This is a genomic window from Dysgonomonas termitidis, assembly GCF_054657735.1.
This window is the reverse complement of the sequence record NZ_BAAHYD010000001.1, coordinates 598,999-611,285: the sequence shown is the minus strand read 5'-3', so window position 1 is coordinate 611,285 and position 12,287 is coordinate 598,999. Positions and strand designations below refer to the sequence as shown.

7 protein-coding genes are annotated in these 12,287 nt (G+C 42.0%); 4 read left to right on the top strand and 3 right to left on the bottom strand.

Annotated elements, in window-relative coordinates; genetic code table 11:
* Positions 1 to 411 precede the first annotated feature (411 nt).
* Entirely contained in the window at positions 412 to 816 is a 405-nt protein-coding gene (locus ACYQ3L_RS02410; RefSeq protein ID WP_291111167.1) for a DUF5856 family protein, read from the bottom strand.
* Between the two features lie 228 nt (positions 817 to 1,044).
* Positions 1,045 to 2,103 carry a tyrosine-protein phosphatase gene (locus tag ACYQ3L_RS02405; RefSeq protein ID WP_379996649.1) on the bottom strand — a complete coding sequence of 353 codons (1,059 nt, stop codon included), beginning with the start codon at positions 2,101 to 2,103 and terminating at the stop codon, positions 1,045 to 1,047.
* 214 nt (positions 2,104 to 2,317) lie between these two features.
* On the opposite strand from ACYQ3L_RS02405, the gene ACYQ3L_RS02400 reads away from it, so the two are divergent.
* Positions 2,318 to 3,376 carry a tyrosine-protein phosphatase gene (locus ACYQ3L_RS02400; protein WP_379996651.1) on the top strand — a complete coding sequence of 353 codons (1,059 nt, stop codon included), beginning with the start codon at positions 2,318 to 2,320 and terminating at the stop codon, positions 3,374 to 3,376.
* 145 nt (positions 3,377 to 3,521) lie between these two features.
* Here ACYQ3L_RS02400 and ACYQ3L_RS02395 read toward each other — a convergent pair whose 3' ends face one another.
* Positions 3,522 to 4,229, bottom strand: coding sequence for a helix-turn-helix domain-containing protein (locus ACYQ3L_RS02395; protein ID WP_459952286.1), 708 nt, complete (start codon positions 4,227 to 4,229; stop codon positions 3,522 to 3,524).
* A 510-nt stretch (positions 4,230 to 4,739) separates the two neighbouring features.
* Here ACYQ3L_RS02395 and uvrB point away from each other — a divergent pair.
* The 3 genes from uvrB to ACYQ3L_RS02380 all read left to right on the top strand — a co-directional run bounded on the left by uvrB (position 4,740) and on the right by ACYQ3L_RS02380 (position 12,271).
* Positions 4,740 to 6,755, top strand: a complete 2,016-nt coding sequence (gene uvrB / locus ACYQ3L_RS02390; RefSeq protein WP_379994549.1) for an excinuclease ABC subunit UvrB — start codon at positions 4,740 to 4,742, stop codon at positions 6,753 to 6,755.
* 284 nt (positions 6,756 to 7,039) lie between these two features.
* Positions 7,040 to 7,297 carry a hypothetical protein gene (locus tag ACYQ3L_RS02385; protein ID WP_379994550.1) on the top strand — a complete coding sequence of 86 codons (258 nt, stop codon included), beginning with the start codon at positions 7,040 to 7,042 and terminating at the stop codon, positions 7,295 to 7,297.
* Positions 7,298 to 8,227: 930 nt separating this feature from the next.
* A complete protein-coding gene (locus tag ACYQ3L_RS02380; protein ID WP_379994551.1) occupies positions 8,228 to 12,271 on the top strand; it encodes a two-component regulator propeller domain-containing protein in 4,044 nt (1,347 codons plus the stop codon).
* Positions 12,272 to 12,287: the final 16 nt, after the last annotated feature.

Here is a 12,287-nt window from a genome sequence, read left to right as displayed (position 1 = left end):
TGCGCGAGCGGGGCAGGACTGTTAAGTTCTCCGCTTTATTCTGTTATTGTCTGCTGTCATCCTGAGTGGAACGAAAGATCTCATTCGATTTAGGAGATGTTTCACTTCGTTCAACATGACAAAGAGTATATAAGAATTCAGAACCCAACAGCACTACCCTTTGGGGGATTGAGGGGGCCTGTCAATACTTCAAAGAGCTAACAGCTAATAACCAACCGCTAACAGCTATCCACCCTATAGATAAACTTTTTCAAAAAGATTAAGAGCCTGTTTAAATTTTAGCTAAAATTTAAACAGGCTCCTAATTTCGTGCATTTACCCTAAATCTTGTAAGATTGATTGTGCAGCCATTCAAAATGAGAACAGGGATCACCAAGTGATCCCTGTTCAACTATACTTTAAGTCCTGTTATTATTGAAGTCTTTTCAGACGATACAGTAATTGTTGGATTGCTTCCTGATAGTCGTCAATGATTGCCTGAGTGAAAGCTTCAGCGAATAATTCTCTCTGGCTTTCTGTATATTTAAAGAAATCCTCGGCATGTTTTACAATGTTTGTAGGATTCTTTGTTTCAGGGATTACGATATCCAGGTCTCCTTTTACTGCATAAGAGGTTTCTACCAGGCGGTCTGTTGTATCTAATAGGTCGCCGATAGCCTGATCGAGTGCAATATGTGCTGCATAACTACCTTTGCCGGTTATATGCCAGTGGTGAAGTTTCAAACTGCTGTTAAAAGCGAATACTTTACCTAAAAATGTTCCGATTTCTGCATTTACTGATGCAGCTTTTTTTTCTTTTAATGTAGATGTACTCATAATTATAAAATTTATTTATTTATGTTGTTTCTATATAGACAAAGGTAATGATTGCGATTTTCAAATCCAAGTATTAACAATTGAATGTGTAAATGTTAATATTGATTTTATCTATAATAGATTTTTAGTCTGATCTGTACGATGTATAGTAGGTAAACAACAAAAGTACCGCTTTTGTTTCAGTGAATCATGATATTTTATAATGAGTTGATACTCATCCGGTCTTTATCACTCCAGGTACAACCTTCTCATTCTTACTATATCTACTTTCAATTCCCTGGTAAGAAAATTCATTATGGAACCGTGCTCTCTCTTTATCTGGTTTATGCCTGCCTGCAGAAACATACGCTTAACGGTGAATATCGATTCTGCCCGTGGATATTTTGCTATGAAAGCATCATATTTATCACTCAGATAAATTTTCGACATCAGATAATCGTCCATAACTGTGGCTTCATCTACTCCCAGGGCGAACAATACCAGTGCCGTAGCCATACCCGCCCTGTCTTTTCCGGCAGAGCAATGGAATATAAGAGGGGCGCTGAGATTATTCTGTACGATAGCAAAAAATATACGGAAGGCTCTTACGCATGCAGGGTTGCTTACCAGGAGGCGGTTCATATGCTTCATATGAGAGTCGATGTTCGTTTTCAGCATATTGGACTGAATCCCTTCCGAACTGAGATTGCCCGGTGTGATGGCTATAGGATAGGTAAAATGGACAGTAGGAGGCAGTTTGTCGGGCGAGCGGCGCGCTTCGCTTTGTGCCCTGAAGTCTATGACAGATGTGACCGGTATGCTTGAGAGGTACTTCAGATCGTCGGCAGTAAGATTGGATAATTCGTCCGCCCTGAAAAGCTTACCCCATTTTGTATATCGCCCGTCTGTTGTTCTGAAACCTCCCAAATCCCTGAAATTGTATCCTCCTGCCATAGGGAGGTGCCTTTCGCTGAGGAGCAACCGTTCAGTACCGCAAACCAGTTCAAAATAAATGCGGCTGTAAGTACTGACGCTGAGGAAAAAACTTCCGCTTCCATTGCCCGTCAATATAGGAGTGGCCCTGTTGATTGTATTCACAGAACTGCCCGCATACAAAGACCAATTACCTTTGGCTTCGAGCCTTAAGCTTGCTTCCTTTGTATATTTCTCCCGTATTATATGAGCTTTTCGAATGGCTTTATCCATTGTTAACAGAGATGTCCTTTCCTGATAATTGTTTACCTCTTCTTTTACCATATTGATAATACATGGCAAATATACGGAATTAGTTGATATATTCCCTATCATAGAGTTAAATCACTTTGAAGTGTAAAAAAAAGGTAAATCTTCGCAAAAAGACTGCAGTCTATTGACAAACACGTCAGACTGATGTATCTTTGTTATAAGTGCTGCCCTTTAGCGGGACGAAAACCTTATATAATATCGTTATCTGACATATGTTTTAAAGAGATACTAAAGTAATAAAGAGGTCGCAGACCTTAAATAAACAATTGCTTGTGACATGAAATTAAAACTATTTACCTGTATTACATTAATAGCTACCTTATACAGCTGTACCTCCAGGCCTACGGTCATAGCCTTATGCGAAAGAGATGCAAAAGGTAATTATATATTAAAATGGGAGCTGTACCCGGAAACGGATAATGTTCCGGCCGAAATATTCGTGTCGGACAATGACAGCGTTTTCCCTTCAACCCCTTCTTTAACTGTAAAATCAAATGATTATATCGCGATAATAGACAATACCTCCAATTCAGTAGAGAAACGCAAATACTTCCGGATAAAGATTGCGGGGACTATGTCCAATATCATCACAAACCGCTTTTTTGAAATGGATAGCATTCAGAATTTCAGGGATATAGGCGGATACATAACAAACGATAACCGGACTGTTCGTTGGGGTAAGCTGTTTCGTTCAGGCAGTTTTCTCCGCATGACTACTCATGATAGCGCCGAGTTGACAAGCCTGGGGATAAAGACTGTTATCGATTTACGGTCCGAAGATGTGAAAAGGCCGTATATAGACCGTTTCAAAAGCGCGAATAATATCCGCATCCCGATTTCGGAGAAAGGATACAGTTTCATTTCGCAGAAAGTAATGGACGGGAAATTCCTTCGCGGCGACGCTGTTATCTATACCCAGGATACTTATAAAGATATGATTGTCAACTTTGCAGATGATTATGCGCGGTTTTTCGACTACCTCTGTGACGAAAATAATTATCCGATAGCATATAATTGTTATCTGGGTAAGGATCAGAGCGGCCTGGCTACTTACTTCCTTCTGCGTGCGCTGGATGTTCCCCTGGATGTAATAGAGGACGACTATATGTGGTCGGGAATAGGAATAGACCGTACTAAGCTGGTAAAAGATGCCGACAGCCTCACCGAATCGCGGCAGGAAGCATTGACTATGCTTACCAAAACAGACCTTGCGTACCTGAAATACGGAATATCGTGCATCAGGGAAATGAGCGGCTCGGTAGACGATTATATGCTTAATAAATTGAAAATTACTCCGGAAAAAAAGAAAAAACTGAAACAGATATTACTTCATTGATGACAAGTTGGTAACAACTCGCATCTTTTCCGTAAACAGTTGACAATGTACTGCCTTGCCCTGCCGGGAGAAACGAAGTGTCTCGTCAGTAAGCTGCGGATATCTTGTATCTTGCCTGCCCGTATCCTTATTACTTAGCCCTTCCTCAATCCGTTCTCGATGTATATCCCGGTGGCAGAAACGGGTAAAGATTCGGCTTAGGTTTTTCTACCGGAGCGGCAGGCGGTTCCACAACAGTCGGCTGTTCCTGTGCTTTATCCTGTTTGTCTGCCTGCTCAATTTTCATTTTCCGTTCTTCACTTTTCACTTTGCCTTCCTCCTCCAGCTCCTTATCCACGGCCGCCACAACCTCCGGATCGAGCAAGCCTCCCGGACGGAAGCCGTTCTCCTTTAATATCATCAGTTGCCGCCTGGTTTCCTCGTCCTGTACCTCGATGATCAACGGGCGTTTTTCCCTGCTTTCCAACTGCAACTGCTCTTTCCTCCTTTCCTCATGGTCGAGTACGTACTTTATCGCACGGATACTCGGCGGGCAGAATTTCTTTTCCACTACACGGCATTTCACCACATCCTCCGCAGGGTTGTCCTTATCCGGGACATAGGTGATCTTCTCTTTTTTCTGTATGTAGCCTTCGAGTAATTGTTTCAATCCTATGCGGGCATTGGCTACCAGCGCCTCTTCCCTGCGGATAAACGCTTCTTCGACTTCTTCCTTAAATCCGGGCCTGTTCTTTTTCCAGTCATAGAAAGTCTGACGGCTGATCCGGAGTATCTTACATATTTCAGATACTCCGTGAAGGTCTTGTTCTATCATTTCCACGATGCGTGCTGCGGTTTTGTCGTTATATTTCATAATGTTAAAGGTTTTGCCCCTCCTGTCCTCTCCACAGGGGAGGCGGCAAAGAGGGTATTGTTTGTTAATATACTATTTATAAAAGCTGATGGCTAGCAGCTTCTACATATAGATAAATGATTTGGATTTTGATAATATGAATTCGTAGTGATGTTATTCTTGCTGTATAGAAACGTTTGATTTTTCTAACGTGCCTACCGGCTTATATTTGGCTAACGCCGATTTGCGGATTGAATACCCCGCCTGCTGGACGAGGCCGGAATCGCGATGCGACGGCAAGACAGCGGCTCTTCAGTCTTTAGCACTGTGTGCATCAGCCTACTCGTAACTGCCCACAGGGCGTAGTAACTTGTAACTAAAAATCAAACAATTTTATACAACAATAATCACTTCAACTACTGACTGGTATTATTAATTTAACTACTGGTTTGTATGAATGTTAATAGACGCGAATTAAAAACGTAACTGCATAATTCTTATTACCTTTGGGATTCCGAAAGATACAGAACGATGGATTTCAGATTAACGTCTTATTACAATCCCACCGGAGACCAGCCGGCCGCAATCGCTGCGCTGTCGGAAGGGATCATGCAAAACCTGCCTTCACAGACATTACTTGGAGTGACGGGTTCGGGTAAAACGTTTACGGTCGCTAATGTTATTCAGAATGTAAATAAACCGACATTGGTTCTTAGCCATAACAAGACTTTGGCGGCTCAGTTGTACAGTGAGTTCAAGACATTTTTCCCGGACAATGCGGTCGAGTATTTTGTCTCTTACTATGATTATTATCAGCCCGAGGCGTATATTCCTTCCACAAATACATATATAGAGAAAGACCTTTCGATAAATGAAGAGATAGAGAAACTCCGGCTGGCAACGACCACATCCTTACTGTCGGGCCGGCGCGACGTTATTGTGGTATCTTCCGTTTCCTGCCTTTATGGTATGGGAAATCCCGAGGATTTTGAAAATTCGACCATCTCTATACATGTCGGTCAAAAGCTTGTCCGCGATGTGTTTTTGCGCGGACTGGTCAGTGCTCTGTATTCCCGTAATGAGGTAGAGCCCAAGGCCGGAAATTTCAGGGTAAAGGGGGACACTGTCGATGTATTTCTCGCCTATGGAGACCCTATTGTGAGGGTGGTATTTTGGGGCGATGAGATAGAGAGTATAGAGTGTCTCGACCCGCTGAGCGGCGTCAAGATAGATAAGTATGACGATTTTCGTATCTATCCCGCCAATCTTTTTGTGACTACCAAGGACCGGATGGTGAGGGCTATAGCCGAAATAGAGATAGACCTCGGACGCCAGGTCGATTTCCTGCAGTCCATAGGCAAGCAACTGGAGGCGAAACGGCTTTATGAGCGTGTGACATACGACCTGGAGATGATCCGTGAAGTAGGGCATTGTTCAGGTATAGAAAACTATTCGCGTTATTTCGATAACCGTAAACCGGGCACACGTCCGTTTTGCCTTTTGGACTTCTTCCCTGAGGATTTTATGCTCGTAATAGATGAGAGCCACGTGACCATCCCCCAGATACGGGCGATGTACGGTGGGGACCACTCGCGCAAAGAGAACCTGGTGGAGTATGGTTTCCGCCTGCCTGCGGCCCTGGATAACAGGCCTTTGAAATTTGAGGAATTCGAATCGCTTGTACCTCAAACGATATATGTAAGCGCCACCCCTGCCGATTACGAGCTGATGAAATCGGAAGGGATAGTCGTGGAACAGTTGATACGGCCGACAGGCTTGCTGGACCCTCCTATCGACGTTCGCCCGAGCCTGAACCAGATAGATGACCTGATGGAAGAAATACAGATACGTGTAGAAAGGAATGAGCGTACACTTGTCACCACGTTGACCAAGCGGATGGCGGAAGAGTTAACCGCCTACCTCTCAAACAATGGAATGAAGTGCAGCTATATCCACTCCGATGTGGATACGCTGGACCGTGTGCAGATAATGGATGACTTACGCAGCGGGCAGTTCGATGTATTGGTCGGGGTAAACCTGTTGCGTGAAGGACTTGACCTGCCCGAAGTCTCACTTGTTGCGATCCTGGATGCGGATAAGGAAGGATTCTTACGTTCTCACCGCTCTCTGACGCAAACTGTCGGGCGCGCAGCCCGTAACGTGAACGGAAAAGTGATTTTCTATGCAGATAAAATTACTGAGAGCATGGAGAAGACGATAAATGAAACCAACCGCCGTCGCGAGATACAGATGGCTTACAATAAAGAGCATGGCATTACTCCGCAGCAAATACGCAAAGCGCGTGCTTCGGTGTTCAGTTTGCGGAAGGAGGAACAATTCTCGGTGAAATCGTACACTCAGGATTCAACTATTGCGATAGCATCGGAAGACAAAATACGATATATGACCAAGGACGAGCTGAAAAAGGCGATTGAAAAAGCGCGTAAGCAGATGTCTGCCGCCGCTAAGAGGCTTGAGTTTCTTGAAGCAGCCCAGTTCCGCGATCAGGTGATTAAGCTGGAAGATGAGTTGAAGGCGAAAAAGTAATTGATTACGCGAATCAATATTTGAATCAATTTTGCTTTGGTATTTATTTTTTTTATCCGCTGAATCCTTTTGAGGCAAACCCCTGGATTCTCCCCCGGAACGAACATTCTGTCCTTGTCTTGCAGTATTATTTTCCCCGCCGTTTTATTCATAAAATTTCTTTTTACAGGCCATTTTGAAAGTTTAACATATTTTGTTTGAAAGATAGCGGTTAAATTTTTTATTCAATATGTGCGGATATATAGTGTCTTTAAGTTTATTTTTGTTAATGATAAAATATACTTATGGAAAAGATAATTATCTGTACGGAAATTCAAAACGGGTTATTGAATGGATCTCAACCTTGCCATACTTCGACCGATGAATATAATGGTATGTCTCTCACCGACTTTATTAAAAAATTCAGATGGTTTAATGTAAAATATCCGGATAAAGATAACAGGAAGCAATTCCTGATAGAACTTCGGCAAGAGGACTGTGTAATTACATGTAAAATGATAGATAATATATGTGTCGGCACATATATTATTGAAAACGATTAATATATTTATACTATAAGCTCCGGTTGAGCTTTTTAATATTTCTCATTGAAAAAATGTCATATTCTATAATTTTATCGGGATTCTTTGGATTTTACATACTTTGTTGGTCATTTATAGTTTATTCTTTGTGCAATGCCTCAAGTGATATAGAATTATAATAAACACGATTCTCTATTCAACGATGTATGTGAGTTTTAAACAATCGATTGTAAGTAAGCAGATTATTGTCTTGTCAGGAAGCCCCCGGGATATTGAAGGGGGCATCTTTTTATGGTGTTTTTCAATGGTCTTTTATCTGATAGGCAAGGCAGAACTGTGGTTGTGTCGTCTTTTTACGTAATTGTAAATATTTTTTTTGAAAAAGTTTATCTATAGGGTGGATAGCTGTTAGCGGTTGGTTATTAGCTGTTAGCTCTTTGAAGTATTGACAGGCCCCCTCAATCCCCCAAAGGGTAGTGCTGTTGGGTTCTGAATTCTTATATACTCTTTGTCATGCTGAACGAAGTGAAACATCTCCTAAATCGAATGAGATCCTTCGTTCCACTCAGGATGACAGCAGACAATAACAGAATAAAGCGGAGAACTTAACAGTCCTGCCCCGCTCGCGCAGACGTTCCGTCTGTGTGTTGCGTAGCAAACATTTTTGCACTATCAATAAGACACGGACTGGAAGTCCGCGCAAGCGGAGGAGTTTGACTCCGTCGATTTGCAACTCAATTGGCACATCGGCAAATTTACTAATCGGCACATTAGTTTTCTGTCAGATATGTCAGGTTTTAACATTATATAGTTAATTAATGTAATAACCGATGGTTATAGCTACCAATTTTCGTGTGTTTCCCCACTATCGAAAAAATATATTTTCTATATTATCCGAATGTAAATTGTATTTTTGCAAAAAAGAGTCTCCCTTTTTATCAAATCATAACTATGAAACATCTGCTTCTATATAATAAAGAAAATATGAGGAAGTCCGGCTTGTTGGCATTCCTTTTAATTACCGGCATCTTGCTCTCCCATGCGTCATATACATTGCACCGGGCGGACAAACTCGATTTGTCAAATAATGCGATTCTGTGCATGTATCAGGACAGAGACGGCTATATGTGGTTTGGGACATACGACGGGCTGAACCTGTATAACGGGAAAAATACTTTTGTTTACAGGTCCGAATTCGACAATGAATTTTCTTTATGCAGCAATATTATTCATAATATCACGCAAGCAGATGAAAACAGCCTGTGGATATCCACATTTCTGGGCCTTAACAAATTTTCGCTGAAAGAAAGAAAAGTGATAGAATCATATCCCGAATTGCCGGAAGCCAAACTCCTTGCAGCAGATAAAAATGGAAACACGTGGGTAATAAGCAAGAAGAACTATATATCTCATTATAACCGCGAAAGTAAGAGTTTCACGAATATTCATTTGCCGGGAGCCGATATGGCTAATATAAAGGCTATGTTCGTCGATGGCAATGACCATCTCTATATGGTTACTGCCGATGGAAAACTGAAGAATATAGAAATCGCCGGCGATTCCAAGAAGAATGATATCAGGCTGCAGGTAAATGAATATCTGCTTCACGATAGAAATGTAATAAACGCATACTATGAAGACAACAAGATATATTATATAAGTGCCGAAGGGAAACTCTATCTGTACGACCTGTCGGATAATAAGAGGATATTGATCACAGACCTGTCGTCACTGATAGTAAAATACGGAGGAATATCCCGGGTGGTGTCTTTCAAATCTGATTTGTTTGTTTCCTTCAATGATAATGGGCTGATAAGGCTGGATGTAGAGAATAATTATCAACCTGAAACCGTATATCTCGGGATAAGGGTATTCTGTTTGCTGAAAGATAAGAAGCAGGATGTACTCTGGATCGGGACCGACGGGCGGGGGGTGCAAATGTATTATCAGGGACACGATCTGTTCGGGAATATTATATTCGATAATTTTCTTTCAGGTACTCAGAAGCCGGTCAGGTCTATCTACGCCGATGAATCACAGAATCTTTGGGTAGGGACGAAAGGTGATGGCATCATGCGGATCAGGAACTACGATGAGCACAATCAGCGTGAAGTATCCCAGTCCCAGTTCATAAACTACACAACTGCCAACGGGCTATCGAGTAACCTTGTATTTTGCTTCCTCAGAAGCAAATATAGGAATGTGCTCTGGATCGGGACCGAGGGGCCCGGGTTCTCATATTACTCATATAAGGATAACACAATAAAATCGTTATCGGAGGAGGATGGATGTACAATCGGGAAAGTTCATTCGATTTGTGAGGTGAATGACTCTACCTTGTGGATGGCAACGGCCGGAAATGGTTTGCTCGAAGTTATCATAAAGGATGAAAATTCCCGTCTTTCAGTTAAGTCTGTAAATGAATATGTGCTGAAGAAAGGGGATAAGACCTGCGTGGAATTCCACTCTATGTTTTATGACGGAGCATCTACTTTATTTATCGGAAGCCGTGGAGGATATGGCGTGGTCCGTTATAATATAAAAAGTAAGCAGTATGATTTTATCCAGATGAAAAATGCTGAGAATACAGCTATCGGAGATGTATTGTGCGTTTATCAGAGCAAAGACTCTACTTTTTATATCGGAGCCAGTTCGGGGATGACCCGTATCCAGTTCTTGAAGGATGGAGATACTGTGATTAAGCAGTTTGACAGACGCAACGGGATGATCAATGATATGATACACGGAATACTTGAAGACGCGGACGGATGTATCTGGTTAAGTACAAATAAAGGTCTGATAAAATATAATCCACGCAACGACTTTTTCCATAATTATTCCTATCCGGACTTAAAGGTGACAGAGTTTTCCGACGATGCCTATTGGAAGTGCCCGCAGACCGGACGGCTTTTCTTCGGTGGAATAAACGGGCTGACATGGGTAGAACCTAAAGAGGTCAACCTTCAAAGCAATTATAAACCTGACCTGTACTTCTTCGACCTGCAAATAGCCGGGGAGAGTCGTTCACTATATGATTATACAAACAAAAAAGACGGGTATCTGGAGATCGGGGCCAATATCTCTTCATTTACCATTTCGTTTGTTGCGACGGATTATATAAACGGTGATAATTATGAATATTCTTATCTGCTCGATAATTATAATACGGCGTGGACCGAGCTTCAGAAGACCAATGAAGTTACTTTCACCAACCTGCCGCATGGCGAGTATATACTGAAAGTGAGGTACAAGAATGATGTGTTCGATTCGGATGAGAGATATTATTCTTTAAAAATCAGGAAATTGCCGCCGTGGTATCTGACCGGCTGGGCTTATCTGGCATATGTGGTAGTGTTTGTCCTTATTTGCTCTTATGTTATATATCTTATCCGTAAACGGATAATGGATAAGCAGATGCAGATCGCCCAGAAGATAAATGAGGAACAAAAGGAAAAACTACTGGAAGCGAAATTGAATTTCTTTACTAATGTTACCCATGAGTTTTGTACACCCCTTACGGTGATAAAAGGAGTGAGCGACTATATTGAGAAGTCGGCGGAAGTGGATAAAAATATCCGCAGATATACGGGTATATTGCGTGACAATGTTGCCAACCTGAGCGGGCTGATACAGGAGATACTGGATTTCAGGAAGATGGAAGAAGGTAAGTTCGACTTCAGTTACATTGAAGAGGCTTCGGTATCAGACCTGGTAAAAAAGCAAGTGGAGTGGTTTGTCCCTATTGCAGAAGAAAATAATATAACATTTGAAACATCGGTCCCTGACGCTTTATATTGGAATACAAACATCTTTGGCTTCAACAGGGTATTGGTCAACCTGCTTTCCAACGCCTTTAAATATGGTACGGAAGAAGGAGAGGTAAAGGTAACGGCAGAAATAAACGAGGAGGAACTTATCCTTCTTGTGTATAATACAGGACAGGGGATAGAGGAGTCAAAAATACCGACTATATTCGACCGTTACGGCGTGCTTGAAAGTATGGAAATAAACAATTCATATTCGACGATGACGTCACGTCACGGTTTGGGACTATCTATCTGCTACGATATTGTGGAATCGCTCGGAGGTAATATTTCAGTCAGGAGTGAAGTCGGTAAATTTGCTGAATTTATGGTAGTATTGCCGGCGCTTCAGGTAACCGGGGAAGGGCAGCCGGCCGGTGATGAAGACAGCCTCCCCTCGGAGTTTGAATTGTTGAGACAATCCACGGGGGCAGGACAAACCATTTTAATCGTAGATGATAATAAGGATATAGTATGGCTTATCTCTGATATTTTGTCCGGTAGTTATCATATAAAAATTGCTTATGATGTAGCAGAGGCTCTCAGGATTATAGAATCGGAGACACCTTCCCTTATTATCACCGATATCATGATGCCGGGAATGGATGGTCTCGAATTTATAAACAAGCTGAAGAATGATAAATTCACAAAGCATATACCGCTTGTGATCGTATCGGCTAAGATCAGTGAGAAAGAACAGGCGGAAGGTCTGGATATAGGAGCAGACGCTTATCTGACCAAACCTTTCTCTCCGCTTGTGCTTCGTTCCGTTATAAACCGTTTATTGGTCGTGAAAGATGAACTGAAAGATTACTTCTATTCTCCCGAAAGCGCATATAAGTATTCGGACGGGCAACTGATCCATCAGGAAGATAAGGCCTTTATGGATTCTGTTATCGATATTATATCGGATAATATGGAAGAAGAGAATCTGCGGCCCGAATTTATCGCGGAAAAGCTGAATATGAGTACCCGCAGCCTTTATCGCAAGTTCAAGAAGATAACGACCCTTTCGCCTAACGACTTCATCAAGGATTACAGGTTTGCGCAAGTCTCCAGGTTGCTTATTACAACAAACCTCACCATTCAGGAAATCATGTATAAGGTGGGGATTAACAATAAGTCATATTTTTACCGCGAATTCTTGAAAAAATATAATATGACCCCCAAGGAATACCGCCTGCGCAAGTGATTTGACGCGATTTCCG

Bases quoted from the DNA above. Each gene is read 5' to 3' on its own strand.
- ACYQ3L_RS02395 (WP_459952286.1), bottom strand. From the start codon at position 4,229: ATGAAATATAACGACAAAACCGCAGCACGCATCGTGGAAATGATAGAA.
- ACYQ3L_RS02380 (WP_379994551.1), top strand. From the start codon at position 8,228: ATGAAACATCTGCTTCTATATAATAAAGAAAATATGAGGAAGTCCGGC.
- ACYQ3L_RS02410 (WP_291111167.1), bottom strand. From the start codon at position 816: ATGAGTACATCTACATTAAAAGAAAAAAAAGCTGCATCAGTAAATGCA.
- uvrB (WP_379994549.1), top strand. From the start codon at position 4,740: ATGGATTTCAGATTAACGTCTTATTACAATCCCACCGGAGACCAGCCG.
- ACYQ3L_RS02385 (WP_379994550.1), top strand. From the start codon at position 7,040: ATGGAAAAGATAATTATCTGTACGGAAATTCAAAACGGGTTATTGAAT.
- ACYQ3L_RS02405 (WP_379996649.1), bottom strand. From the start codon at position 2,103: ATGATAGGGAATATATCAACTAATTCCGTATATTTGCCATGTATTATC.
- ACYQ3L_RS02400 (WP_379996651.1), top strand. From the start codon at position 2,318: ATGAAATTAAAACTATTTACCTGTATTACATTAATAGCTACCTTATAC.